Genomic DNA, 25920 nt, shown 5'->3' on the forward strand with positions numbered 1-25920 from the left:
GTTTGTTCTCACGGAAGAAAGCTACACATCAAAGGCAGACTTTCTTGCAAAAGACTATATCCCTGTGCATAAAAAGAACAGTTCAGGAAACCACTTTTTCTCAGGAAAGAGGATACAGAGAGGACTTTACAGGCACTACGATGGTACAATAACAAATGCAGACATAAATGGAGCTGCAAACATCTTAAGGAAAGTATTCCCAAAGGTAAGCCAATGGGATAGGGGCATAGTGGACATGCCCTGTTCTGCAGGATGCATAGAGCATCCTACAGGTTCATGCCGCCATGCGGCATAACAGAAACCCTTTCCGACGTGGAGCCGGTGAGGGTAGTTCATAGGATATGTGTATGAAGAAGACGACACGATAATTGGATGTATATTTGCAGTATGTAAGTTATCAGGAAGTAAAAAAGAAGTATATATCAATGAGATGGCAGTATTGCCTAAAAGACAAGGACAAGGAATTGGAAGGCAATTATTAAATGCCGTATTAGAATATAGTAAAGAAGAGGGATTTGCAGGAGTTGTTCTTTACACAAGTGAATATGCACCTGCGGCTAAGTTCTATGAAAAAAATGGTTTTAAATTGTCGCAAGGAACCATTTGTATGTATAGTGAATAGAACTCGTATTTTCAGGATAATAGTCCAGATGTTTATCATGCAAGATGAGGCCGTGCTATATGATGAATCTATAAACTTTTTAGATTCATTGAACAAGTATATTAAGACCTTATCAAGCTAAAGATAGTTTTGATAAGATCTATTTTTTTACATCCAGGAGGAGACAATCATGATAATAAAAAATGAAATACCATTATTGGAATATGATGACAGTTCATCGGAAGTTATATCTCCTGATCATGACTGGACGGCGGAAGGATTGCCAGAGAAGTGTTTATTTGCATTTCTTGGAGATGTTGTTCATAAATACGCCAAAGACAATAATGCGGATATGGTTGAAGAGCTAATCACCGTTTCTCACAATATAAAGATATATGTTCTTCATGAAGAAAAAGAGGATATCTGCCTGGTTCAGTCACCTATAGGCTCTGCATCAGCTACGCAGGTCCTTGATACGCTTGTTAACTGTGGCTGTAAGAAGGTAATTGCAGTAGGTTCGTGCGGAGTTCTTGCGGATCTTCCGGAGGATGCCTTCATTGTCCCCGTAAAGGCACTCAGGGCCGAAGGTACTTCATATCACTATCTTCCGGCATCCCGATATATTGAGCTTGATCAGGAACCGATAGTTGCTATCGAGAACTCATTTAAAAAGCATGGGCTTCCGTTTGTTACCTGTACAACCTGGTCTACAGATGGTTTTTTCAGGGAAACAAAAGAAATGGTGAAATACCGCCTTGAGGAAGGCTGTTCAGTAGTTGAGATGGAATGCGCAGCTCTTGCAGCATGCTGCAGGAAACGCGGAGCAAAGTTTGGTCAGTTCCTATTTACTGCTGATTCATTGGCTAATGTGCATGAGTATGATGCCAGGTCATTTGGTACAGGATCGCATGAAAAAGCATTATTGCTTGGACTGGATATTTTGAGAGATTACAACTAATAGAGTCGTTTGGGCTTGTGACAAACGAAAAGGATGAAAAGGAATACCGGTTTGGGGCTTGAAAAATTTATACTACGCGTTAACTGACAAAAGGTGTTTTGGGGGATATCATAGAATTGAGCAGATTGAGGAGATAATAACTGCCTCAAAAAGGACTATCAAATTCACAGAAGATGCAAATGGTGAGCCTGTTCTTAAAAGGCATAAAGTTACAGTTGAGCCTACTATAATTAAGGAGCCAGAAGAAAGAAAGGAAGATTCTTCCAGAATGTCTCAGAAGACTTGTGGGAACAATATGGAAGTTTCTGACAAGTAAATGGTGATTACTTTCTCTTGCGATTGGATAAGAGTAGCCCTGCAAGCAGCGTAACTGGTACAGCAAGTACTGATATCAGTGCAGTTGCTCCTGCAGAAATGCTGCTCTTATTTTTTTTACTGTTTTCTGTATTGTTCCCACTCATGTATACAGTCCTTTCTTGGTCTAACCAGCAGTCTTACTGGCATATTTCGCTAAAATGGTGGAATATGATCTTTCCAGGCACGTACTTTGATATATATTCGCAATATCGTCTCAAATATAATGATATCATCAACCAGATATTTATAAAGAGCACGGTTGAGAAAGAGGACAAAGTTATGGCAAAGAATACAAGATTTGAAAAAGTTTACACTCAAGGAGCAGTTAATGTTACTGAGATCTGGGTTGACAAGGATACAGGCGTAAACTACTTGTATCATGTCAGCGGATATTCCGGAGGACTTACCCCTTTACTGGACAGGGATGGTAAGCCGGTAATCAGTCCAGTTGCAAATAGATAACATTTACGAAGAATGGAGGGAAATGCTATGAATCTTATCTGGGGACTTATACTTGGTGCAATCGCTGGATTCATTGCCAGCAAGCTTATGAGTGAAACGTCAGGAACTATCAAGAATATACTTCTTGGTATCGGCGGTGGATTTGTTGGAGGCCTTGTGTTTAAGCTTCTCGGATTTACTGCTACAGGATTGATTGGCAGCCTTATTGTTTCAACAGTAGGTGCTTGCATCTGCATCTGGGCTGGAAGAAAGCTCTTTTCATAAAAATATAAAGTGGCTCATGAATCAATGAATTCATGGGTCACTTTTTTAATGATAATGATTAATCTTCAGCTTTTTTCTCTATGAACTTCTCGATATATGGTTTGATCATCTTCAGTTCTTTTTCATTGCAAAGTGACAAGTAGTCCATATAAGCTCTCAGGTAGAATCTCTTTCTATTATCCTGCAAGGAAGTCGCACTTCGCCTCGCAGAATGTCTTCTTTATGTTCAATTTTTGAAATCAAGCCTTCGGCTGATTTGTAGCCGATATCAAAAAGAGGGGGTTCAACAGTTGTGAGTGTTGGACGACACACTGTTGATAATTCCCTGTTATCAAATCCAATAAGTGCAATATCCTTGCCAACCTGAATCCCGGCATCATTGCAGGCATCTATTACGCCCATGGCCATTTCATCGTTATGAGAAAAAATAGCAGTCACATGCTGCTTGATAAGTTTCTTGGTGGCGTTGTAGCCACTGTCTCTTGACCAATCACCATTTACTACATACCCGGGATTGTAGGGGATGTTATGATCATATAAGGATTCCTGATAACCTGTTAGTCGCCATCTGGTGTGAACACTGCTTACTTTGCCAGTTATGGTGGCTATTTTTTTGTGCCCTTTTTTGATCAGAAGAGAAACTGCTTCATAGGCGGCGTGCTGATCATCATACAAAACAGAAGGAATCGCAAGGGATGGAGAAATGCAGTAAGCGCATACGAAAGGAATATTGTTTTCAAATATGCTTGGTACTACTCTGTGAGAATGGCAGCCAAGATAAATAATTCCATCAACCTGCATGGAACTCATGTGTGAAACTGCATTGTTTTTGATTTCTGAGTATCTATCCTTATCATTGTCAGGATCAATACCAAGAGTGTTTATGCGAAGATTTTCCAAGAGATAACGATAACCCTTCTCTTCACAACAGGCTCCAATGCCGTCTATTACTGGAGGAGTGTTGAATACGGTAAGGTCCTCTGCAAGGATCCCAATTGTCCTGCTGGAACCAGTTTTTAGATTTCTGGCATAGAGGTTGGGATGATAATTAAGTTCCTCAGCAATTTCCAGAATTTTCCTGGTGGTCTCTTCACTTATATTTCCGGTGCCATTTAAAACCTTGGATACTGTTGCGACAGATACCTGGGCTTTTTTGGCGATGTCTTTCATATTAGACACAGTTCGTCCTCACTTCCAAAATACTAATTACAAGATAATGGTAAACGTTTTCTTAATAAAAAACAACCAAAAAATTGCTCGCAATATTATTGAAAATTGCTATTTACATATATAATGCAACAATATAAAATCCAAATTAAGGTAAACGTTTACCTAAAATGAAATTGGGAGATGGGTTACAAGAAAATCATGAGTCGTAGCGAGGACTACAGCTTTATATATGAAAAGGGAAAACGTTAACTTTGCACACAACTAGAAGGAGAGATGTACACCTTTGATGAAAACGGAGTGCTTATTAACTAAAAAATATGAAGGGGCATTGGGCATGGAAAAAGAAATAAGGCCGTTGAAACTTCAGCAGGTAAAAGTCACTGATCCTTTATTCGGGCATTATATCAATAAAGTAAGTGAAGTCATGCTGACTCATCAGTGGAAAGCTCTAAATGATGAACTGGAAGGAACTGATCCTACGGGATGTATCAAAAACTTCCGTATAGCTGCCGGACTACAAGAGGGAGAACGGCAAGGAGTAGTTTTTCTTGATACTGATCTATATAAGTGGATAGAGTCAGCTGCCTATTGCATTGCAATAGGCAGCGGGACTCAGTTTGAATGTAAAATTGATCAGGTGATCGATATTTTGGAAAAGGCTCAGGAAAAAGACGGATATTTAAATACTTACTTTCAGATAACAGCTCCGGAAAAGAAATGGACAAACCTGGTTGAGGGACACGAATTATATACCTCAGGACATATGATTGAGGCAGCAGTTGCTTATGCACTGGCCACTGGTAAGGAGAAATTTCTTCAAATTGCAATGAGGAATGCTGACCTTATTTGCAGGGTATTTGGAACAAAGAAAGGACAGATTCCTGGAGTTCCAGGGCATGAAGAAATTGAGTTGGCTTTGATCAAGCTTTATAGGTGGACCAGGGATGATAAGTACTTAAAGCAGGCTGATTATTTTGTCAGGCAGAGGGGAACTGCACCTAATTATTTGCAGAATGAGATTGATGGCAGAAAAGGCCCTGAGTTCTTTCCTGAGTTTAGAAACTATTCTATGAAGTATGCACAGGCAGAGAAACCTCCAGTAGAACAAACTGAGGCTGAAGGTCATGCTGTAAGGGCAATGTACCTGTACAGTGCTATGGCAGACCTGGCAAAATGGCAGCAGGATAAAGAAATGGAAAAAGCCTGTGACAGACTGTGGGATAACATGGTAGGCAAGAGAATGTATATCACAGGAGGAATTGGCAGCAGCGGATTTTTGGAGTGCTTTACCACAGATTACGACCTGCCTAACAGCACAAATTATTGTGAGACCTGTGCTTCTGTGGGAATGATGATGTTTGGACAGAGGATGGCTGCCCTAAAGAAAAATGCAAGCTATTATGATACAGTTGAAAGAGTATTGTACAATACCATTCTGGCAGCTATGAATCTGGAAGGAGACAGATATTTTTACGTAAATCCATTAGAGATGATTCCGCAGTTTTGTACTGAGAATACCTATATGGATCACGTTAAACCTGTCAGGCAGAAATGGTTTAGTGTTGCCTGCTGTCCTCCTAATCTTGCGAGAACGCTGGCTTCTCTTTCTCAGTATTTATATGCTTGTGATGAAAAGGGAATCTATATTAATCAGTTCATATCATCAACCCTTTCGGTGGATAATTCCGGTCAGGAAATATTTGTGGAGCTTAAGTCAGCTCTTTTGACAGATGGAACAGTAGATATCAGGATTTCTACTCTGCAGGCTACAGATATCAGGATAAGAGTTCCGGCCTATGCCAAAGATATGGAGATAGCCCTTGATGGTGAAAAGCTTTCCTATATAGCTGACAATAACTATGCAGTAATTGCTCTTAAGGGTGGTAAACACAGGATTGAGCTTAATATGGGGGTTCATCCAAGATTTGTGGCAGCAGACCACAATGTCAGGGCTGATGCAGGTAAGGTTGCTGTAATGCATGGACCTATGGTCTATTGCCTGGAGGAGGCGGACAATGGACAGAACTTATCTGACATTTACGTGGACACTGATGCTAATCTGCTAAAGGGCAAAGCTTATGAAGAATTTCCGGGAGAAGTACCGGCGATAGAGTATGAGGGCTACAGGGTTAAGAGTGTTGGTATTGAAGATGGCAGCCTTTACGGAGAGGCAAGATTTACTAAGAAGCCTGTGAAGATCAGAGCGGTTCCCTATGCTTTTTGGAACAACAGAGGTATTGGAGAGATGGAAGTCTGGCAGAATATTTCTATCTAAAGATAGAACATTACTGCTGAAAAATAATATTCTAAAGGAGGATATTTCAAGTATGCAAAAGAAAAGATTGTTGAGCATGGCATTAACTGTTGTTACTACTACGGCAATGTTGGTAACAGGTTGTGGTGCAAGTTCTCAAAGCGCACAGGGGGAAGCGCAGGACACAACGCAGAACGCAGTAGAGACACCTAAAACAGAGACACCTGCTTCAACTAGTGAGAGCACTGGAGAAAAGGTACATATTACCTATGCTCAGTGGGGCAATGAGACAGAAACTGCTGCAACTCAGGCGGTGGCTGATAAGTTCAATCAGTCCCAGGATGAAATTGAAGTAGAAGTAATCAAGATTGACCATGATACCTATGTAACCAAGTTAAACGCAATGGCTACAGCAGGAGAACTTCCTGATACAGCCATCATGAGTGAAGCTGGAGTATTAAAATTTGCAGAGAATGGATTACTTGCAGACATCAGCTCAATGTACGATGAAGGTGATTCCAAACCTCTTGATTCCATAACCTTTAAATATCAGGGAACACCTGTGGCTTATTCAGCAGCCAATGAGGTACTTACCCTTTGGTACAACATAGATCTTTTGGAAGAAATCTGTTCCAAACAGGGATTAAATGTTGCTGATTTTACACCTCCTGCAAGTGCAGACAGTGCATGGGACTGGGATACATTTGTTAAGATAGCTCAGACTCTCACAGTTGATATCAACGGTAATAACGCATTAAGTCCAGACTTTGATCCAGCAAACGTTGATGTTTACGGCTGCACAGTTAACACTCTTCCATGGCAGCTTGAAGTATGGGCAAAGAGTAATGGTGGCGGATATTATAGTGCTGACGGCAAAGAATGTACTATCAATGACGATGCAACAGTAGAAGCACTGCAGAAAATTGCAGACCTTTCAGATGTTTATCACTGTGCACCTCCTGTAACAAGCGCAGCTAACGCGCTTGAATCCTCACTTGGTTCCAAGAAGGTTGTTATGGCTACAGATGGAACCTGGAATGTTGGAACCTTCCTTGGACCATCTGCAGATTTTAAATATGGCGTAGGCGTTCTTCCTTACATGAAGGAGAAGGTTACAATTTGTACTGGCGGACCAAACGTGGTATTTGCTACAACCAAGCACCCTGAAGAAGCTATGACATGGCTCAAGTGGTACTACCAGGAAGAAAACAGCTGGTCACTTATTGAAGCAGGAACATGGATGCCTATTCTTGATAAGTGGTACACAGATGATGAATTTACAAATAAGTGGATTGATAACCCTAATTATCCTGACCATGATATGTACAAGAGTGCAGTAGTAGACTACGCAAGAGAAAATTCTCAGTCAACAGCATGGTATTACATCAATGCAACAGACGAGTTTAATGCAACTCTTGATTCAGCATTCTCGGCTGTTTGGTCTGGGGATCAGACAATGAAAGAAGCTATCGATGAGTATTATGATGAGCTAAATGATATTTTCAGCACAAATAATTAACAATTAATACATTGCCGTGCGAAGACAGTTTATTATAGCCTTTGAAACATGGTCAAAAGTGCAGTATAACTGCCTTCGCCGGCGTTGATATCAGGGGAGAGGGATTATACAATGGAAGTTGCGGGGATATATAGTACAAGCGAGGCGAAGAGTATGAAAAGAGCATCCGGCAAAAGAAAAATACGTACTTCTCAGTCCAAATATAATAGAAAAGAGGAAAGATGTGCCTACTTGTGCCTGATTCCGGCATTCCTTGGAATCACCTTTATAAGTTATCTTCCTACCATAGCAGTGTTTGTACTTAGTTTGTTTAGCTATAATGGTTTGTCCACCCCTGAATTTGTGGGTCTGGATAATTACATTAGGATTTTTACAAAAGATGTGTATTTTGCAAGTGCTGTAAAGGCAACGCTTTTGTATGCATTTTTGGCAGTTATCGGCGCGGTTATCTATTCTCTGGTGATAGCACTTATTCTAAACATGGATATTTTTGGAAGAACTATCTTCAGATCTATTTTCTTTATACCCTATCTGCTACCGGCAATAGGTGTTTTCAAAGGCTGGCAATGGCTTTATGAGCAGAACTATGGACTCTTTAACTTCATCTTCAGAATGCTAGGAATTCCACCCCAGAGATTTTTGGACAGTCCAAGGCAGGTAATACCGGCCCTTGTTCTCATCGCAGTATGGGCCAGCGGAAATCTCATAGTAATATTCCTTGCAGGACTTCAAAATGTACCTACTGTGTACAAGGAAGCAGCTCAGATAGATGGAGCCAACTCATGGCAGAGATTTTGGAACATAACTATTCCATGCATCAAGCCTATTATTTTTTATAATGTATTGACTGCTCTTATCACACATCTGCAGGTAGTTAATCCGGCTCTAGCCCTTACAAATGGCGGCCCGGCCAAGAAGTCTATGTTTTTATCTTATGTTATCTACATGTATGGATTTGAAAAAAATAAGCTTGGATATGCAGCAGCTTTTTCAGTTATATTCTTTGTTCTAGTAGGCATTTTTACAATAGTATTATTTGTAACTCAAAAAGATAGCATCTTTAGCGATGAAGCATGAGAAAGGGGGAGCAGACATGACAGGAAAAGAAAAAAGGAAACTGGCAAACCGCTCAGTTGTAACATTGATTGCCTTATTTTTTGCATTTCTGACACTCCTTCCAATATGGTGGATATTCAGATCTTCACTTATGAGTGTTGCGCAGGTCAACGCTTATCCGCCATCCTTTATTCCAACAGAGTGGCTATGGTCCAACTACACCAAGACCCTTCAGACCTTCGAATACTGGACATATTTTAAAAACACCTTTTCAATTATCATTCCGGCTGTGACATTTGGTGTTATTACTGCCATCTTTTGTGGATACGCCTTTGCCAGACTAAGGTTTAGAGGCAAAAATCTTATATTTAAGATCTGTGTCAGCACAATTCTTCTTCCAGGCATGGTTACGCTGATTCCACTTTATATTGCGTGGACAAAATTCTTTGGACTTGGTGACACATATTGGCCTCTGATCCTGCCGTTTTTAACAGGTGGAGGATTCTTTAACATCTTCCTGATCAGGCAGTTCCTTATGACAATCCCCAGGGACCTTGATGAAGCTGCATCAATAGATGGGGCCAGCCGCATGAGGATATTGTGGACAATTCTTGTTCCTGCGATCAAGCCAGCAGTAGTTGTTGTTGGAATGATGTTATTTATACAGATTTGGAATGATATGCTCCAGCAGATAATCTACATTAACAGTATGAGCAAGTTTACTTTTGCCATTGCACTCACCAATTTCACAGGCTCTTTTGGAACAAACTGGCCCATGGCTATGGCAGCCACTTTTATGACTATTCTGCCTGGTATAGTAATCTATATATTTGGGCAAAAGAGCTTTGTAGAAGGTATAGTACTGACTGGTATGAAAAACTAATATATAGGGGAAAAAATGAAATACTTGAATCGTTTTATGAAATGGTATCTTGGAGAAAACGATGTGGAAAAAGAGCCGCCTAAGGACGGCTTTTTCCGCATCTTATATCTTGTTGTTAGTTTTCCAGGAAAGCTGTTCATGATAAATATAGTATTTATCATAAGCTGCATTCCTCTAATCACAATACCGGCTGCATGGACAGCACTTTGCGCCTTTACCGGCAAAATGTTTCTGAAGGGTTATGACTTTACCCTGGAGGACTATCTTGCAGAATTTAAAGATGGCTTTATTAAAAAGCTTGTCTTGGGCATCATGGAGTCTGCAGTCATTTTCTATGGCTATTATCTCATGAGCCTTGCGGGAAACTTTAAAGCTGTCTCTGACAATACTTCATATGTGATCATCACGGGTGCCGGCTGCGCAATATTTGGCATAGGCATTCTTTTTGCAGCATGGACTTTTGTATTGGCTGCTCATCTGCGCCTTGGATTGTCAGGAATAATTAGAAACGCAGCCATACTCCTTATTCTGGAGTGGAAGAGCAGCCTGAAGCTTATTATATATACAGCAATTTATCTGTTCATAATACTTGCTCTTATGCCGTACTCAATTCTTGTGCCAATGATCATTGGTAATTCTCTTTATGGCTTGATCTCTTGCAGCATAATATGTCCAGTGATAAAGCGGAGAATTACTGATCCTTATGAAGAAGCTGTGAAGACATCCACTTCCACATATTGGAGGAGAGTTGATAGGGATGTTTAGGGGAGGATATGCCTTTTAGGTGAGAACTGCAAATATAACGGTGGGAATAACTACAGTGAGAAGGCCAGGATCAATGGGAGGACTTGAAGAAGATACCATCGGCGGATTCAATGCAATGATGGAGAACGTAGATGCGGATGGGCTTCTTAAGAAGTACCTGACACCAGAGCTTTATGAGATATTGATGATGTAATCCCACATAAACGTAGTACAGGGAGAACAACCAGAACTGGTGTCTCCCTGTTTTCTTATGATATGTAGGTGCTCGACGGCTCCCTACATGGAGTGAACTCATCTTAACATTGTTTCACTGAAAAAGATATGATTTTTCTGTAAAATATCATCGTCATAGCGTTAATATAATTCAATCTTCGGAAGGAACGCTATAGATAAAACATTTTTCCCTATCATAGAGTACTCTTTTTACGTAGCGCTCACTGGCGTACTCCTCGGACTCAGTTATAAAGTAGCCATCTTCGGTAATGGAGGTCTCATAAGGACAAAAGTTCAGATACGCATAAACTGTGTCGCTCTGAAGACTCAGAATAACGCTATAATCCATGTACTGATCCTCAGGGTTATTTCCTTCGTTAAGGTAGAAAATGCATTCGTATATGCCATCAGCGTTTAAATCAGCGTAAGTGATTTTTAGGGGAGTAAGGCCTCCTGGAGCATAGTCATATATCTGATTTTCTTCAAAGAGCTTACTGAAAGGTACTTCCCCTAATGTGTTCATGAACTGATCAAGGGCTACAGCGTTAACCATGACATCTTTTTGCATAATATCAGTGTAGTAGTCCGGGTTATTATCGGGAAAAGAGTAGTTTTCTGAATCAGATTTTTCTTTTCCATTGGCGTAAGCTGTAATGGTCTCATACATCTCCATTGGATAGGTGTTGTTGTAATCATATGAATCCAGGTAATAGGCCCCGGGTACAATCTCATTTGAAGCTTTGTACCAGACGTCTTCTCCAGCTTGCATCTTTTCGTTGATATCCTCTGAATATAATTCTTCGGAGCTAAGCACGGTGCCATTAAGCGTTAGCTTCCAGCATTCTGCATATCCCATATGTCCCCAATAGCTGAGTATTCCGTTTTCATCAGGAACTGCATAGAATCCAGTGTGTCCCATTGAAAGATCATCTATGAATTTCGCTTCTCCATCAATATAGGAATATAGCTTTCCGTGATATGCGGCTTCGCAGTCTCCGTATCTTATCAGAAGTTCAGGTATATTATCTTTGTCTATATCGTATAGCCAGTAACAGTCGATGCATTCTGCAAGTTCATCATATGAGGCTTCTTCTGCAAGGGATGCTTTCTTTTCACGATCGGCCTCGATGATTTCTTTGTATGCTTGTTTGTATCTGGCTTCAGCTGAAGGCTCTTCTGTACTTGTGTTTGAGGCTGCCTCAGAACTGTTATTTGATTCTGTTGTCGAGCTGATCATAGCTGAATTTGTTGTTGCTTCCGCAGTGGATGCAGTTGATACGGCATCTGAGTTGCCTTTCTGATTAGGGGGTGTGGATTTGCCTGAGCATGCGCTTAAAGTAAGTGCAGCAGCAATTGCCATAAATAGTATTTTCTTTTTCATGTAATGACTCCGTTAAATTTTTAAATGTTTTATTCTTCATTGATATCTTACTACATTTTAGGTACAGCGGAAGGATACACCACTTTTTCATAACACACAAAGGCTGCGCCAAAATGTTCGTAGCCTTTCTCCCACAACAACCCGATTTCATGGGGATTTATATAGATGGTACTTCGTTGTCTCATATAGCATCGAAGTACTTTTTTGCATATAATTAGGGAAGTTAAAAGTATATGAAGAAAGTATTGATTTTATTGGGGTATATTTACAATGACATTATGGAGGGAGAACAATGATCAAAATTTACGGAATGCCTACATGTCCCTACTGCGATTACATTCATGAGCAGATAATAGGGCGTGAGAATGAATTTGAGTATATTAACATTGGCGAAAATATCAGGAATATGGGGGCTTTTACCAGACTTCGTGATACCAATCCGGCATTCGATCATTCCAAGGAAATTGGAGATGTTGGTATACCGGCCTTTGTTCTTGAAGACGGAAGCATTACTCTTGATCCTGCGGTTGTGGGCCTAATTGAATATGGAACACCTGATGCCTGCTCTATAGAAGATCATAAAAGTGGAAGGAAAGGGTGTTAAGAGGGATACATGAGAATAGATAAAAGAGTAATGACTAAGGAGACAATTAAGTGAAAAGAAGATATTTATCGCTGGCGATACTTACGTTAGCCATGATAATGACAGGCTGTGGAGCTAAAGCTGAATCTGATATAACAATCATTGGTGGCGCTGATGGACCGACATCTGTTTTTCTTGCGTCAAAGAACGATAAAGACAGCTACACGCAGATTGATCAGGAAACAGCAAAGCTGATGATGGATATTGATGATGGTCATGTGATTGTTGATGTCAGGCGTCAGGATGAGTATGATGAAGGGCACATTCCGGGAGCTATATGTATTCCTAACGAAAGCATAGTTGATTCCATGCCATCGGAACTTCCTGACCTTGAACAGGTAATTCTTGTTTATTGCAGGAGTGGAAGGCGCAGCAAAGAGGCAGCACAGAAGCTTTTTGATATGGGATATACCAATGTCTTTGAGTTTGGCGGAATTATCGACTGGACTGGAGAGGTTATTACAGAGGAGGCAAAAGAGACAGCTATGACACTTTCTATTGATGGAAAAGAAATGCCGGTTACATGGGAGGATAATGCTTCGGTAAATGAGTTGAAGGAAATCAGATAGAGATTACAGAGTAATGTAAGCGGGGGATAAATGATATGTGGTTTGTATTTGCAATTCTTTCAGCAGTGTTTGCAGCACTGACATCAATACTTGCCAAGGTAGGTATTGAGGGAGTTGATTCTAACCTGGCTACAGCGATAAGGACCTGTGTTGTGGTGGTAATGGCCTGGGTTATGGTGTTTATAACAAGTGCTCAGGGCGGTATAAGTTCGATCAGTAGAAAGAGCTGGCTCTTTTTGATTCTGTCAGGACTTGCTACAGGAGCCTCATGGCTGTGTTATTACAAAGCACTGCAGATGGGTGAAGCTTCAAAGGTAGTGCCTATTGATAAGCTGAGTGTAGTAATCACGCTGGTGCTGGCATTTGTCTTTTTACATGAGGAGTTTACGGCGAAGTCTTTGATCGGATGTGTGCTTATTGGAGCAGGGACACTGATAATGGTAATTTGATGGAGGAGTTCAGATGATAACTGTGAATCTGTACTATAAAGGACAAAATGGTTCTGCTAGGGCTTTTGCTGATGAGATGGAAAAGTCAGGAATCGCGGATGCTATAAGAGCTGAGAAAGGGAATCTGAGGTATCAGTATTTTAGGCCACTTGATGATCCGGAGACAGTTCTTTTGATAGACAGTTGGACAGACCAGACGGCCATTGATGCACATCATGCAAGTCCAATGATGAAGCAGCTTGCAGAGCTTCGTGAGAAGTACGATCTTCATATGACTGTGGAGAGATTCGTGAGCGATGAGCTTGGCGATGACGAGATGTTTATTAGAAAGTGACAGGAGCCGCTATGAAGAAAGTAAGAATCCCAAGTCTGCAATGATTTCCTGTAACGATGGATTCAGACCGGTGAGTTTTTTGATTGAGACGATGGATGAGGATAGTGAGCCGAGCAGTAAAAAGTTCACAGGGACTGGTACAAATTTGATGCAAAATACGAGTATCGTGAGCTGAAAAAGACAGATGGGAGCTATATCATTACAGTATATGGTGATGCGCCTTTTTCAGACAACTTAGAATGGCATTAAAATATAATTTTCAGTTAAAAGTGGCAAATGCAGTTTATCCAAATAATAGGTGATATATAAATGAATAATCTAGTGGATATAGAAGATTATACGAAAAGATTGACAGAAGAATTGAAAATGAAGTTTGGCAAAAGGCTTTTATATGTTGGACTTCAAGGAAGTTATCTTAGAGGCGAAGCTACGCCTGAGAGCGACATTGATATTATGTTGGTATTGGATGAGATACATTCAAAAGATTTGAATGCTTATCGTCAGATACTGGAAGAACTTGGTGAATATAATCGTGCATGTGGATTCGTCTGCGGAAGGAATGAATTGTTGAATTGGTTCCCTGAAGAAATCTGCCATGTACTTCATACCACTTCGGATATATATGGTAAACTGAATGATATAGTGCCGAATTACAGTAAAAAGGATGTGGCGAACTATATCAAGATGAGTGTCGGAAATTTATATCATATTCTTTGCCATAGACGTATTCATTCTGAAATGGAAAAGAACGTTAATAAACTGCCATTAGCTAAAAGAGATATTTTCTTTATTCTTCAGAATCTTTATTATCTCGAATATAATACTTTTATCGAGAAAAAAAACGAGGTGACTTCTATAGTTAAAGGTATTGATCTTCAGGTTTGGGAATGTTTCTCAGAAAATGTTACTTATGAGAACATGGATCTGAAAATAGATTTATTATTGGATTGGTGTAAAGATGTTTTGAAAAGAACATCGGGATACAAATAATATTCCAGCATAACTGACGAATACTTTAATACAGTCTTTATTCCACGCAAAATAAGCCTTCGTGAAAAGGTTTGTCTAAAGAAAGACTTGCCGGGAATCACAAATACCATGCTTACTAAGAGTCTTAGGGAGCTTGAGGATGACGGTCTTGTTACAAGGGTCCAGTTTAATGAAGTCCCTCCTCATGTGGAGTACTCACTTTCTGATATGAGGAAAGATCTTTTCCCTGTGTTTTACTCAATCATGAACTGGGGCTTTAAACATGAAAAAGAGATATATGAAGCAAAAGAGGATAAATGAAGGAAATGATAGCTGAGGGAAAGCATGTTTATTTATATGGTGACAGAGATGAGGCTGCTCCGCTTGTGATTATTAACACATTTCAGGGAAACGGTAGCAGCATTTACAGTGCGCTTTGCTCAATGACAGATAAGAAAGTGAATCTTGCTGTCATCAGTGACATTAATTGGGATAATGAGATGTCACCGTGGGAATGTCCGCCTTTAAGTAAAAATGACATCCCATGTACAGGGGGTGCAGATGAGTATCTTGTAATTCTGACAGGCACCATTATCCCAGCAATAAAGAAGGAAATTGCTGTTGAACCTGAATATATAGCTATAGCTGGTTATTCTCTGGCAGGGTTGTTTGCTATCTATAGCCTGTATAAGACGGATATATTTTCAAGAGTCGTAAGTGCATCGGGGTCCATGTGGTTTCCTGATTTTGTGGAATATGCCAGCAAAAATGATTTTGTGAGAAAGCCTGACAGGGTATATTTCTCTCTTGGAGATAAAGAGGCACGAACAAGAAATAACCTGCTTGGCACGGTTGAAGATAAAACTAAAGAGACTTATGAGCATTACAAAGACAGCGGTATAGATACGGTTTTTGAGCTGAATCCGGGAAATCACTTTAAGGATGCTGATATTCGGCTTGCTAAGGGAATCGCCTGGATTTTGTGACAGATGATTATTTGGAGAAGGAAGTTGTACCATCTGATTAAGTTGTGTACAATGTATGCAATCTGTTTTTTATATCGGAGGACGAGTAAGATTTGTGCGGAAGATATTATTTAACTGACAAAACTGCATACGAAGTTGAGGACGATCTGCACCTTTCAAGAGGGGCGCTGGCTACCCCTTCGGGGGATATTTCTCCGGGGATGGCAACTCCGGGCATTATCTGGAACAAGGGGATAGATGAAGATATTTTGCTTTCAGACTTGTTCTGGGGGATATTGTCCAGGGATAAAAAGCTCATTATCAACGCCAGGGCTGAATCGGTAAAAGAAAAATCGATGTTTTCGGAGAGCATCATGCACAGGAGATGTATTCTTCCTGCGGCAGGTTTTTACGAGTGGGACGTAAGTAAGACGAAGTTCAAGTTCAAAAGAACTGATAACAAGCCTATTTATCTTGCCGGATTCTATGATCTTAGTGAGAACAGGGATTCTTTTGTGATACTGACAACTGCGGCGAATGCGTCAATGAAGCCTGTTCACGACAGAATGCCTGTAATGATAGATAAAGGTAATGTCAGAGACTATCTGAAAGATTCGACGGCCGCATTGGAGATGCTAAGTGAACCAATGCCGGAGCTTGACAGGAGCAGCGATTATGAACAGCTTAGTCTCTTCGACTAATATGAAAGGATTGGGAAACGATGGAATTTACAACAGATATTTTCAGTCAGTTTGATAAGAAGTGGGCGCTGCTCACAGCAGGAGACAAGGAAATATGAAGAGAATGAAAGAAGCATATTTTGCAGGCGGCTGCTTTTGGTGCGTTACGCCAATTTACAAGATGTACGGAGTTGATAAGGTTATCTGCGGTTATGCAGGTGGAGATGAGGAAAATCCAACCTATGAGCAGGTGAAGCATCAGGAAACAGGCCACAGGGAGACTATCAAGCTTGTCTATGATCCTGAAAAGGTCTCTTTTGATAAGCTCCTTGATATTTACTTTGCCAACGTGGATCCCTTTGATGCGGAGGGACAATACATCGATAAAGGTTTCTCATATACTCTGGCAATCTTCTATAATAATGATGAGGAAAAAGAACTCTCGGAAAAGAAGCTAGCTGAGATTGAAAAGAAATCAGGTAAAGAGACTCATGTAGCTCTTTTACCATATAAGAATTTCTATGAGGCTGAGGAATACCACCAGGATTATTACCTTAAGAACCCAGAGGCCTTCGAGAAAGAGCTGATAGAATCCGGAAGGAAAAAATGAGATGTATTCAGAGATAATTGTATGTCTTAAGGATAGTGCCGATGAGGTGTTTGAAAAGCAAGTGAATATGTTAAAAGAGCGCCATCATGCCAAAGTGCTTCGAATGGGAAAAGATGAGGCGGCTGACTACATAAAGACCTGTGCATCGGAGGCTCTTTTTATAAGTGATGATGAGAATATGCTTTCGAAGGCGAAGGAAGCGGGACTTGCCACAAACAGCCCTGCAGCCATGAGAGAATCCTACATGAAAGCAATGGAAATGCTGAAAACAATGGGAGTAAAGTGTGATGACCATTTGAGATGAGCTTGCTATCTGACGATGGACGTCATGAGTGATTATAAAGGAGAAAGATTATGCCATTCATATCAACAAAAACCAACGTAACAGTATCAAAAGAAAAAGAGACACAGCTCAAGGAGCGCCTGGGTCAGGCTATTGCTATTATCCCGGGAAAGAGCGAGAATTGGCTTATGCTGGCAATCGAGGGCGGAATTCCCATGTATTTCAGAGGCGATGATTCCCAGCCTACAGCATTTATCGAGGTTAAGATCTATGGCAATGCATCTTCAGACGTTTATGGCAAGATGACAAAAGAGCTGACGGGAATATATGGGGATGTTCTCGGAGTTGCTCCGGACCATATGTACATCCGCTACTTCGGATCAGACGACTGGGGATGGAATGGCAATAATTTCTGAGAATAGGTCTTCAGATTGACATTCTTTCCAGGGTGAGTTATCATCAGTCGTGCTTGCTCGTAAGGTCATGCGGGTTTTGCGATGATTTTGCTGATTTATATAAGTACAGAATATGATATCGTCGCGGGAACGCTGGAATAGGCGTGCCTGCGGCGTTTGTTTTTGGAAAGATGAGCATTAAGATGTTGAATAATTCGAGAATAAAAGAGAACCGCACAACCAAGGCAATTATTGCAAATATGCTCCTGGCGGCGGTCAGTCTTTTTGTTAATGGTTTTGGGGTGTACCTCACAATACAGGCCAATATAGGCGCGGCACCCTGGGATGTCCTGAATCTGGGACTTTCCAAGAGCCTGGGAATTCTATATGGGACAGCTTCGGTAATTGTCTCCTATTCAATCCTTGGAATTGATATTGCGTTAAAAGAACCAATTGGAATCGCCATGTTTATTGACGCCGTTGTGGTGGGCAAGTCAGTAGACTTTTTCAACAAAATAAATCTGATTCCGAAATGCAAATCACCGGTGGCGGGGATTATAGTTCTTTTGATAGGCCTTGTGATCGCCGCTTACACTCAGTACACGTACATGAGCGCGTCTCTCGGCTGCGGCCCAAGGGATACTCTTCTTGTGGCACTTACCAAGAGAGCCAAAAAGATGCCTATTGGAGCTGTGAGCATTGCACTTCTTAGCACAGCCACATTTATCGGATGGCTCCTTGGAGGTCCGGTTGGAATAGGAACGATCATCTGCGCGCTGGCTTCAGGCCCGATAATGCAGATGGCGTTTAACTCTGTGAAGTTTGATGCGACCAACGTTCATCATCAGCACCTTGCGGATTCTGTCAGGGTATTTGCCCACGACAAGGCGGCGTGAAGGGAATCATAAGTACTAATTTAGAAATGAAAAGGAAATAATTATGAGAAAAGCACGTTCAGAAAAAGAAGCAGCAATGAGAGAGAAGATGATCCCTGAGCTGTACGCTAATGAATACAACAGTTTTATCGGATTTGAAATTATGGAGCTGAGCTCCACCTACAGCAAGGCCAGAATCAAGGCTGATAGCAGACTTCACAACACCTACGGAAGTATCCACGGCGGCGCACTGCTGTCCTTCGTAGATGCCATGGCAGGAGCCACAGCCAGCATGAGCGGCTACTACGCAACAACAGTATCAGCAAACCTCAACTTCCTGCTTCCTGCAGTAAACACCGAGTATATCTACTGCGAGTGCATGAAGCTCAAGACAGGTAAGCACATCCTGGTATTTGATATCAGAGTTACAGACGATGAGGGGAACCTGCTTGATAGCGGAGAATTCTCATTCTTTGCCAGCAAAGTTCCTGTACTTGGTGACAATTTGAAGTTTGGGAAATGATTGAGCAGAGTGTATCATAATTTGAAGTTTGGGAAATAATGGGGCAGAGTGTATAATATATTTGTTACAGTTGTTTGTATTGTTGGAGGAGGTTCAACATGGGAGACATCGCAGAAATACTCAAACAGATTAATGGTAACAAAGAACTCATGGCTCAGATTGCCAAGGCAGATCCGGCGCAAGCCAAAGACCTGCTGAAGAAAGCTAACATCGACGTTAGCGAAGCAGATATCAAGTTAGTCCAGTCCGCAGTCGCAGATGGCAAGCTTGATCTGAATGACATCAAGAACATAGCTGGTGGATTATTCAAAAAGTAATATGGTTAACTAAAGGGCGGTGCTGATATTGATCGGCATCGTCTTTTTTTATTTGCCCCACTGAGCAGGCTGATTTTCGAGTATAATTGAAATAGACGATTTCTAATGAGATGAGGTTAAGACATATATGAAGCCGCTGGCCTTTTTTATATGAGAAAAGACCAACGGCGCTGCTTTAGGGAGGACCCTCCGGTGTGTGGGGACCGAAGGGCTGTGTTATGAATATGAAAAAGTATGTGTGTGGGGTTCAAGAAGTTTTGTTCTTCTTGATGATCTTATATTAAAACCCGAACTTTAAACGAAGCTTAAAAAGTTGTGAAAAGAATGTGAAGACAGATCTGATTGATGATCGATGATTGATGAATGCAATTGATAACAGTATCTATCGGGAGGAACTTGAAATGGCTAGTGATAATTCTATAGGGAATGAAATAGACAGATTAAAAGAAATAGTGGAAAAGCTCAGAAGCGAGAATGGCTGTCCCTGGGATAGAGCCCAGACTCATGAAAGCCTTAAGGCTCCGGTTATAGAAGAAGCCGCCGAAGTGGTATGCGGGATAAATATATTAAAAGAGACCAAGGATCCGGAAAACCTTAAGGAAGAGCTTGGCGATCTGTTATTACAGATAATGTTTCATTCCGTTATGGCTGAGGAGGAAGGTCTTTTTACCTTTGATGATGTGGTAAAAGGCATATCGGATAAGATGGTGAGAAGACATCCTCACGTGTTCAGTGGCGTGACATACGCGTCCGAAGAAGAGATGCACCAGGCTTGGGACAAGATCAAGAAAGAAGAAAAAGCCGGTAAGGAGTGGCACGAAGATTATCTGCCTGCAGCCTTCAAGGAGGCAACGCAGCTGATAAAAAAGGCAGAAGAGAGAAAAGGTTTTTGAGACCGTGCAAAAGAGTGCACAAAATGTCGGGGACAATAATCAGAGGTTGATATACTGATGATATAGCAAGAGAGAGGAGCAGATGGGATGCAGGGCTGGATTGAAGGTTTTCAGGAATCCATCAATTACATAGAAAAAAATCTGACGGATGAACTGGACATTCAGGATATAGCCGATAAAGCGGCGCTGTCGCCCTTCTATTACCAACGCATTTTTGGAGCTCTTTGCGGTGTGACAGTCGGTGAGTATATTCGTGCGCGCAGAATGACGCTGGCTGCTCAGGAACTTAGCAGAAAAGACGTGAAGGTGATCGATGTAGCTGTTAAGTACGGCTATGATTCACCGGATAGCTTTGCCAAAGCTTTTCAGAAGTTCCACGGAATAACCCCGTCACAGGCAAGGGGACCGGGAGCTGCACTTCGTTCTTTTGCTCCGTTACATATCAAAATCACGATGGAGGGTGGAAACATGTTAGATTATAAGATCGTTGAAAAAGCACCATTTACTATTGTTGGAGTAAAGAGACCTTTTAATTCCGAAACCAGTTATCAGGAAATACCTAAGTTCTGGGACGAATGGCTGGCCAAGGGTGAGAAACGTTCTATCATGGGCACATTTGGAGTTTGCATTGATATGAAAGGGAAGGACTTTGACTATTGGATTGCAGACCTGTATTTTCCATGGGAAGAGATTCCTGAGGGCTGCGAAACCAGAGTGATTCCAGGAAGTCTGTGGGCACAGTTCCCATGCAAGATAAGTACCCTGCAGGATACAAACACCAAGATCTGGTCAGAGTGGCTTCCGGCGCTTAAGGGATATTCGCTGATGGGAGAATATGACCTTGAGGTTTATCTCCCGCCCGAAGAGGAATCAGATGAAATGACCGTGTATATCTGGGTTCCGCTAAAGAAAGATTGATTTTTTATGGATAGCGGTGTAGTATAATTATACAAAGTTGCACACAATACAATAGAGCAAAACATATTGTTGCTGATAGAAAGGAAATCATTATGGAATTTAGAGACGTAGTTAAGAACCGCTATTCATGCAAAAAATACAGTGAGAGAAAGGTAGACAGAGCAAGGCTCAACGTTATCCTTGAGGCAGGCCCACTTGATAATCACAACAGCAGAAAAGACCTGGATGATACAGTGACATATATGTAAGAGAGGATTGCCATGTTTCGGTTTCATGCCGTTACATGGCATTTTTTATATTTGGGGATATTGAAATAACGGTTGGCGATTTATAATGATTATATTAGATATAAATCGCCAAGATGGCGCATTTTATTCGATGTTTGGCGGAATATGTGGAGATAATAGGAGGTGTAGTTATGCTGGAAGTAGGAACAAAAGCCCCGGATTTCAAGTTGCCGGATCAGAATGGAACAATGCATTCACTGTCAGAATACAAAGGCCAGAAGGTTGTTTTGTATTTTTATCCAAAAGACAATACTTCCGGCTGTACCAAGCAGGCTTGCAGTTTTGGAGAATTATACCCTCAGTTCCGTGAAGAAGGAGCGGTTGTTCTGGGAGTGAGCAAGGATTCAGTCGCTTCCCACAAGAAGTTTGAAGAAAAGAACGGTCTGCCATTCACTCTTTTATCGGATACAGAGCTTGAAGTTATCAAGGCCTATGACGTTTGGAAAGAGAAGAATAACTACGGCAAAGTGTCCATGGGCGTTGTGAGGACCACGTACCTGATTGATGAAAAGGGCGTTATCGTCAAAGCTATGGGCAAAGTTAAAGCCGCAGAGAACCCACAGGACATGCTTGATATTTTAAGAGGAACCGGCAAATGATGTTCTTTAAAAAGAAAGTTTTAAAGAAAACCTACGACAAGGAAAACAAGAAACCTGTGATCAAGGCCAGCATCTGCAACGGCGAGCAGGTCGCGGGCTTCCAGGATATCCATACCGGTGCTTTTGAGGAGGTTATGCTGATCAGGGATTCTGAGGACCTCTTCCAATTCAAGGACGAGTATGGAATCAGCGGGGATATTGAGAAAATATATTGATGCCGTATGGTGATAATGGGGAAATGGTTATTACTGACATGGGGTATCAATAATAACGGAAAAATTGATTTAGCATGATTCCTTGAGTATTCAATAAGGAGAGGCAATATGCGTCTTTTTATAGCAATAAACTTTGACGAGAACATGACTGATGCTCTTATCGAGATGCAGGATGATCTCATGAGATGCGGAGTAAACGGCAATTTCACCCGGGAAGAGAATCTTCACATGACCCTGGTATTCATCGGCGAGAGCGATGAGCCCGAGAAGATTGAGGAAATAATGCGTGATGTTCCACTTCGTTCTTTTACCATAAAGGTATCAGGCATGAGGCGCTTCAAAGACATGGTATTTGCCAATGTAGAAGACAATCCTGATCTTACCGATTACGTGAAGCGGCTAAGGAACGCGCTTTCCGATAATGACATCGATTTTGATAAAAAGAAATTCATGTCCCACATCACCCTTGTGAGACGCGCCAGTGGCGCCAAGGACATCTTCCTGCCCTCTGATGAGATTTCTTCAGAAAAGATGAGGGTGAATGGGATATCCCTCATGAAATCCGAGCAGAGCAGGCATGGCATGGTTTATACTGAGATTGGATATGTGAGGGCGTTTTGAGTGCCGGATAGGCAGTGTTGAGGCTCGCAGGTTGATAGCTGGATGGGGCAGTGACTGTCTGGTAGTTAGAAGGGGGAAAGTGATTATCATTACCTGTTAAAACAATGTAATATCAAACATAAAAAATAAGCTTGATTGGTATTACTCGCCTTGGGTGGCTGTAATACTAAATGGGGAATATGGATAGTTTTGGTATTAACTAATCTGAAGTCTGTAATAACAAAAAAGATAATACAGACTAGTATGTTATTACCAGGTTTGATAGTTTGTAATACTAAACAAGAGATGTAGATTGATATGGTATTACTGGTTTTGATTTCTGTAATATCAAATAGGGAATATGGATAGTTTTGGTATTAACTGATCTGAATCTTGTAATAACAAACAATAGATGTAGATTGTAATGTTATTACCAGGTCCGATTGCCTGTAATACCAAACACAGATTATAGACTGGCATGGTATTATCTGGCTCTGATCAATGCCATGGAAGGAGAGGAACAGGATGGACAATCGTATTGAATGGGCCAGGAAGCACGACGAGGTGGTTCGGGCAGTTGAGGAGCTTGGATTTCCCGGGGAGTTGGGAAATCAAGTGGCGAGGCAGCTTGGAAGCCCCAAAGCAATGGAACGGATGCTGGCATATTTATATAATGTGAAGCCCCAAAGAGCTGAGATGGTTGTGGACGAAATGCTGGCAATCTGCAGCGACGTGGACAGATGGAGAGACAAAAAAGCTGCAGAGGAAGCCAATGCCAGATACAACCAGATACTTTATTACGGGCTTGGAGGTGACGAGGAATGAATTCAATTCTGATAAAAGACACAACGAGGGAAGAAAGAGAGCGTATCGTGGCGGAGTCTATCGGCAATGTCAACGGCAGCTGTGATGGCTGCAGCGCAGGACTTATCGAGATGTACCAACCATATATTGATGGGGTAAAAGAGATCCGCGAGATCAATATGGAGTTTAGAGCGCGCTACGAATCCGGAGTTGAGGGACCGGAAAAAGCAGACTGCGGGTACAAGATGTAAATAGACGAGTTCTGGAAGAGCTGATTGTGGGTACAAGATGTAAATAGATCAATTTGATCCGGGGGAATTTACATGAGGGGACAAAAGCAAAGAAAAGCCGAGACAAAGCGAATTGTTTTAGGCAAAACTGACGGTGTTTGTGCTCGTTGCGGAAAAGAGCTTTCTTTTGAAAAGGCAACAATAGAGCACTTTGTGCCTAAATACAGAGGCGGAGCCGATGATGAAAGAAACCTTCTTCCGCTGTGCAAGAACTGCAACAAGCAGAAGGGCTCAAGGATAGTGACTGTTGAGGAATACTATCCCTATCTGAAAAAAGCTTTCATCTTAAATGCCAACGAATACAAGGCTGAATGGGAACAGCCGTAATCCAATTTTGAAATTTGATTTTGTGGTGACTATATGGGAAATGAGAACGGAACATGGATCATGTATGGCGTTGAATGGAACGATCCGGAATGCATCCATACTGCGCGGGAAGCGATAAACTACATAAATGAGATAGGTTTTTTGCCACTATTCAAAAATGACATTCCGGGATTTTCCTTGGAGGAGAGGACCGTGCCAAAGTACTGGTGGTGCGGAGATCCTGAGGTGGACCCCTGGGAATGGCGCGAGATCATAGCCCGGAGCGGCGAAGTGGCCTACGGTAAGTTCTTTGAGAAGAAGGCCGGATTCATTTCCAAGAAGTGGCTTCCGTATTTCGCTAATCTGCGGCGCGATGGCTATGACTTTGATGCGCTCTGGGATGATGAGAAAGCATCAAGGCGCCAGAAAAAGATAATGGACCTCTTCGAGTCCAATGATGAGATTTACTCCAATGAGATCAAGGCAAGGGCCGGATTCGGCAAGGGCGGCGAGAAGGGCTTTGAGGGCACAATTACGGATCTTCAGATGAAGACATATCTCTGCGTCAGGGATTTCAGACAGCGCAAGAATAAAAAGGGCGAGTTCTACGGATGGCCCATTGCCATTTTTACCAAGCCCGAAACAATCTGGGGTTACGAGCACGTGACTTCCAGATACAGCGAAAAACCTGAAGATTCCGGAAGAACTATAGCTGATCACGTAAAAGAGATATATCCGGTGGCTACAGATGCGCAGATTAAGAAACTATTCACCGGTAAGAAATAAAAGGAGAAAACTATGGAAACCTGGTTTTATGTTGTTGAAAGTATCGACGGCGACTACGCAAACTTACGCAGAACAGATATTGAATCTTCGGACCTGAAGCTTGTGGCGAGAGCACTTCTGCCTGAGGGAATAGCGGAGGGAACCAAGCTGAAATACGAGCTGATGCAGTATTCGATTGTTGAGTAAAGCTTGAGTATGAATTGATGCAGCATGCGATTGCCAAGTAATAACTAAGCGAACTGCAAATCCATATGAAGAAAAAAAGATTTTACAAAATGTAATTGACAGATACCCCTCTAGGGTATATATTGTGTTTAAAGGCAATATACCCTAGTGGGGTATTTTTATGGAGAAAAAGATATGTCTGAGAACGCAAACAACATGGAAGAAATGAATGAATGTTGCCCACACTGCTCCGGTAAACACAAGGACAGAGACGACAAGGAAAAAAGAGATCTCATGAACAGACTCAAGAGAATCGAAGGTCAGGTACGTGGCGTTGAGGGAATGCTTGAAAACGACGCATACTGCACTGACATCCTGATTCAGGTCTCTGCCATCACCAGTGCACTTAACAGCTTTAACAAGGTTCTTTTGGCGAACCATATGAGAAGCTGCGTGGCTGACAACATTCGCGAAGGTAACGATGAGATTATTGATGAGCTTGTAGTTACGCTGCAGAAGCTCATGAAGTGACCTATGGAAACCGAGTAGAAGTATGTGAAAT

General features: G+C 41.6%; 39 protein-coding genes and 1 pseudogene. 38 read left to right on the plus strand and 2 right to left on the minus strand.

Annotation, left to right across the window (positions count from 1 at the left end; all coding sequences use genetic code 11):
- The 6 genes and pseudogenes from G613_RS19655 to G613_RS0105730 all read left to right on the plus strand — a co-directional run.
- Window positions 1–295 (plus strand): annotated as a pseudogene (locus G613_RS19655) (RNA-guided endonuclease InsQ/TnpB family protein); the annotation flags it as partial.
- Between the two features lie 48 nt (window positions 296–343).
- A complete protein-coding gene (locus G613_RS0105710) occupies window positions 344–622 on the plus strand; it encodes a GNAT family N-acetyltransferase (RefSeq protein ID WP_029231743.1) in 279 nt (92 codons plus the stop codon).
- A gap of 169 nt (window positions 623–791) precedes the next feature.
- A complete protein-coding gene (locus G613_RS0105715) occupies window positions 792–1559 on the plus strand; it encodes a nucleoside phosphorylase (protein WP_029231744.1) in 768 nt (255 codons plus the stop codon).
- A gap of 58 nt (window positions 1560–1617) precedes the next feature.
- On the plus strand, window positions 1618–1875 hold the full coding sequence (locus tag G613_RS0105720) for a hypothetical protein (RefSeq protein WP_029231745.1): 258 nt from the start codon (window positions 1618–1620) through the stop codon (window positions 1873–1875).
- A 320-nt stretch (window positions 1876–2195) separates the two neighbouring features.
- Window positions 2196–2378 carry a DUF6440 family protein gene (locus G613_RS0105725; protein ID WP_029231746.1) on the plus strand — a complete coding sequence of 61 codons (183 nt, stop codon included), beginning with the start codon at window positions 2196–2198 and terminating at the stop codon, window positions 2376–2378.
- 27 nt (window positions 2379–2405) lie between these two features.
- Window positions 2406–2642, plus strand: coding sequence for a GlsB/YeaQ/YmgE family stress response membrane protein (locus tag G613_RS0105730; RefSeq protein ID WP_029231747.1), 237 nt, complete (start codon window positions 2406–2408; stop codon window positions 2640–2642).
- A gap of 156 nt (window positions 2643–2798) precedes the next feature.
- Here G613_RS0105730 and G613_RS0105740 read toward each other — a convergent pair whose 3' ends face one another.
- Entirely contained in the window at window positions 2799–3812 is a 1014-nt protein-coding gene (locus G613_RS0105740) for a LacI family DNA-binding transcriptional regulator (protein ID WP_242662229.1), read from the minus strand.
- A gap of 334 nt (window positions 3813–4146) precedes the next feature.
- Here G613_RS0105740 and G613_RS0105745 point away from each other — a divergent pair, with 334 nt between their 5' ends.
- The 6 genes from G613_RS0105745 to G613_RS19445 all read left to right on the plus strand — a co-directional run bounded on the left by G613_RS0105745 (window position 4147) and on the right by G613_RS19445 (window position 10482).
- A complete protein-coding gene (locus tag G613_RS0105745; RefSeq protein WP_029231748.1) occupies window positions 4147–6087 on the plus strand; it encodes a glycoside hydrolase family 127 protein in 1941 nt (646 codons plus the stop codon).
- A 52-nt stretch (window positions 6088–6139) separates the two neighbouring features.
- Complete coding sequence (locus G613_RS0105750) at window positions 6140–7585, plus strand: ABC transporter substrate-binding protein (RefSeq protein WP_029231749.1); 1446 nt, start codon at window positions 6140–6142, stop codon at window positions 7583–7585.
- A gap of 153 nt (window positions 7586–7738) precedes the next feature.
- Window positions 7739–8662: a carbohydrate ABC transporter permease gene (locus tag G613_RS0105755; protein WP_042258082.1), complete on the plus strand. Its 924-nt coding sequence runs from the start codon at window positions 7739–7741 to the stop codon at window positions 8660–8662.
- Window positions 8663–8678: 16 nt separating this feature from the next.
- Entirely contained in the window at window positions 8679–9524 is an 846-nt protein-coding gene (locus G613_RS0105760; RefSeq protein WP_013282097.1) for a carbohydrate ABC transporter permease, read from the plus strand.
- Between the two features lie 15 nt (window positions 9525–9539).
- Window positions 9540–10289, plus strand: a complete 750-nt coding sequence (locus G613_RS0105765; protein WP_029231750.1) for a DUF624 domain-containing protein — start codon at window positions 9540–9542, stop codon at window positions 10287–10289.
- A 19-nt stretch (window positions 10290–10308) separates the two neighbouring features.
- Window positions 10309–10482, plus strand: a complete 174-nt coding sequence (locus tag G613_RS19445; protein ID WP_155828041.1) for a hypothetical protein — start codon at window positions 10309–10311, stop codon at window positions 10480–10482.
- 171 nt (window positions 10483–10653) lie between these two features.
- Here G613_RS19445 and G613_RS0105775 read toward each other — a convergent pair whose 3' ends face one another.
- On the minus strand, window positions 10654–11883 hold the full coding sequence (locus G613_RS0105775) for a hypothetical protein (RefSeq protein WP_029231751.1): 1230 nt from the start codon (window positions 11881–11883) through the stop codon (window positions 10654–10656).
- Between the two features lie 292 nt (window positions 11884–12175).
- Here G613_RS0105775 and G613_RS0105780 point away from each other — a divergent pair, with 292 nt between their 5' ends.
- From G613_RS0105780 to G613_RS0105905, 26 genes are all read left to right on the plus strand, one after another.
- On the plus strand, window positions 12176–12487 hold the full coding sequence (locus G613_RS0105780) for a hypothetical protein (RefSeq protein ID WP_029231752.1): 312 nt from the start codon (window positions 12176–12178) through the stop codon (window positions 12485–12487).
- A 50-nt stretch (window positions 12488–12537) separates the two neighbouring features.
- On the plus strand, window positions 12538–13095 hold the full coding sequence (locus G613_RS0105785) for a rhodanese-like domain-containing protein (RefSeq protein WP_029231753.1): 558 nt from the start codon (window positions 12538–12540) through the stop codon (window positions 13093–13095).
- 35 nt (window positions 13096–13130) lie between these two features.
- Complete coding sequence (locus G613_RS0105790; RefSeq protein ID WP_029231754.1) at window positions 13131–13544, plus strand: EamA family transporter; 414 nt, start codon at window positions 13131–13133, stop codon at window positions 13542–13544.
- A 13-nt stretch (window positions 13545–13557) separates the two neighbouring features.
- A complete protein-coding gene (locus G613_RS0105795; protein ID WP_029231755.1) occupies window positions 13558–13878 on the plus strand; it encodes a putative quinol monooxygenase in 321 nt (106 codons plus the stop codon).
- A 309-nt stretch (window positions 13879–14187) separates the two neighbouring features.
- On the plus strand, window positions 14188–14868 hold the full coding sequence (locus G613_RS0105800) for a nucleotidyltransferase domain-containing protein (RefSeq protein ID WP_029231756.1): 681 nt from the start codon (window positions 14188–14190) through the stop codon (window positions 14866–14868).
- Window positions 14869–14976: 108 nt separating this feature from the next.
- A complete protein-coding gene (locus tag G613_RS17890; protein WP_081647800.1) occupies window positions 14977–15168 on the plus strand; it encodes a winged helix-turn-helix transcriptional regulator in 192 nt (63 codons plus the stop codon).
- Window positions 15165–15833 (plus strand): alpha/beta hydrolase, encoded by a 669-nt coding sequence (locus tag G613_RS0105810; RefSeq protein WP_029231758.1) that lies wholly within the window; start codon window positions 15165–15167, stop codon window positions 15831–15833. The genes G613_RS17890 and G613_RS0105810 overlap by 4 nt, the downstream gene beginning before the upstream one ends.
- A 92-nt stretch (window positions 15834–15925) precedes the next feature.
- Window positions 15926–16513: an SOS response-associated peptidase gene (locus G613_RS0105815; RefSeq protein WP_029231759.1), complete on the plus strand. Its 588-nt coding sequence runs from the start codon at window positions 15926–15928 to the stop codon at window positions 16511–16513.
- Window positions 16514–16607: 94 nt separating this feature from the next.
- Window positions 16608–17102, plus strand: a complete 495-nt coding sequence (gene msrA / locus G613_RS0105820) for a peptide-methionine (S)-S-oxide reductase MsrA (RefSeq protein WP_029231760.1) — start codon at window positions 16608–16610, stop codon at window positions 17100–17102.
- 1 nt (window position 17103) lies between these two features.
- Window positions 17104–17406: a hypothetical protein gene (locus G613_RS0105825; protein WP_029231761.1), complete on the plus strand. Its 303-nt coding sequence runs from the start codon at window positions 17104–17106 to the stop codon at window positions 17404–17406.
- 50 nt (window positions 17407–17456) lie between these two features.
- A complete protein-coding gene (locus tag G613_RS0105830) occupies window positions 17457–17801 on the plus strand; it encodes a phenylpyruvate tautomerase MIF-related protein (RefSeq protein ID WP_029231762.1) in 345 nt (114 codons plus the stop codon).
- Between the two features lie 182 nt (window positions 17802–17983).
- The gene (locus G613_RS0105835) at window positions 17984–18676 is read left to right on the plus strand and encodes a YczE/YyaS/YitT family protein (RefSeq protein ID WP_029231763.1); all 693 of its coding nucleotides are present in this window, start codon (window positions 17984–17986) and stop codon (window positions 18674–18676) included.
- Window positions 18677–18719: 43 nt separating this feature from the next.
- Window positions 18720–19178, plus strand: a complete 459-nt coding sequence (locus G613_RS0105840) for a PaaI family thioesterase (protein ID WP_029231764.1) — start codon at window positions 18720–18722, stop codon at window positions 19176–19178.
- A gap of 98 nt (window positions 19179–19276) precedes the next feature.
- Entirely contained in the window at window positions 19277–19495 is a 219-nt protein-coding gene (locus G613_RS0105845) for a hypothetical protein (protein ID WP_029231765.1), read from the plus strand.
- A gap of 401 nt (window positions 19496–19896) precedes the next feature.
- On the plus strand, window positions 19897–20388 hold the full coding sequence (locus tag G613_RS0105850; protein WP_029231766.1) for a MazG nucleotide pyrophosphohydrolase domain-containing protein: 492 nt from the start codon (window positions 19897–19899) through the stop codon (window positions 20386–20388).
- An 87-nt stretch (window positions 20389–20475) separates the two neighbouring features.
- Window positions 20476–21306 carry an AraC family transcriptional regulator gene (locus G613_RS0105855; protein ID WP_029231767.1) on the plus strand — a complete coding sequence of 277 codons (831 nt, stop codon included), beginning with the start codon at window positions 20476–20478 and terminating at the stop codon, window positions 21304–21306.
- A 92-nt stretch (window positions 21307–21398) separates the two neighbouring features.
- Window positions 21399–21554, plus strand: coding sequence for a hypothetical protein (locus G613_RS19450; protein WP_155828042.1), 156 nt, complete (start codon window positions 21399–21401; stop codon window positions 21552–21554).
- A 170-nt stretch (window positions 21555–21724) separates the two neighbouring features.
- Window positions 21725–22192, plus strand: coding sequence for a thioredoxin-dependent thiol peroxidase (gene bcp / locus G613_RS0105865; RefSeq protein WP_029231768.1), 468 nt, complete (start codon window positions 21725–21727; stop codon window positions 22190–22192).
- Entirely contained in the window at window positions 22189–22407 is a 219-nt protein-coding gene (locus tag G613_RS0105870; protein WP_029231769.1) for a hypothetical protein, read from the plus strand. Before bcp ends, G613_RS0105870 begins: the two co-directional genes overlap by 4 nt.
- A gap of 108 nt (window positions 22408–22515) precedes the next feature.
- Entirely contained in the window at window positions 22516–23028 is a 513-nt protein-coding gene (thpR, locus tag G613_RS0105875) for an RNA 2',3'-cyclic phosphodiesterase (protein ID WP_029231770.1), read from the plus strand.
- Window positions 23029–23532: 504 nt separating this feature from the next.
- Window positions 23533–23832 (plus strand): hypothetical protein, encoded by a 300-nt coding sequence (locus G613_RS0105880; RefSeq protein WP_029231771.1) that lies wholly within the window; start codon window positions 23533–23535, stop codon window positions 23830–23832.
- The gene (locus G613_RS0105885) at window positions 23829–24062 is read left to right on the plus strand and encodes a hypothetical protein (protein ID WP_029231772.1); all 234 of its coding nucleotides are present in this window, start codon (window positions 23829–23831) and stop codon (window positions 24060–24062) included. Before G613_RS0105880 ends, G613_RS0105885 begins: the two co-directional genes overlap by 4 nt.
- Window positions 24063–24134: 72 nt before the next feature.
- The gene (locus G613_RS17895; RefSeq protein ID WP_029231773.1) at window positions 24135–24428 is read left to right on the plus strand and encodes an HNH endonuclease; all 294 of its coding nucleotides are present in this window, start codon (window positions 24135–24137) and stop codon (window positions 24426–24428) included.
- Between the two features lie 33 nt (window positions 24429–24461).
- Complete coding sequence (locus G613_RS0105895; RefSeq protein WP_029231774.1) at window positions 24462–25193, plus strand: AlkZ-related protein; 732 nt, start codon at window positions 24462–24464, stop codon at window positions 25191–25193.
- A gap of 12 nt (window positions 25194–25205) precedes the next feature.
- Window positions 25206–25379 (plus strand): hypothetical protein, encoded by a 174-nt coding sequence (locus G613_RS0105900; protein WP_029231775.1) that lies wholly within the window; start codon window positions 25206–25208, stop codon window positions 25377–25379.
- Between the two features lie 195 nt (window positions 25380–25574).
- Window positions 25575–25889, plus strand: coding sequence for a metal-sensing transcriptional repressor (locus G613_RS0105905; RefSeq protein ID WP_035774374.1), 315 nt, complete (start codon window positions 25575–25577; stop codon window positions 25887–25889).
- Window positions 25890–25920 lie beyond the last annotated feature (31 nt).

Source organism: Butyrivibrio sp. VCB2006, from assembly GCF_000420945.1.
Lineage (GTDB): Bacteria > Bacillota > Clostridia > Lachnospirales > Lachnospiraceae > Butyrivibrio.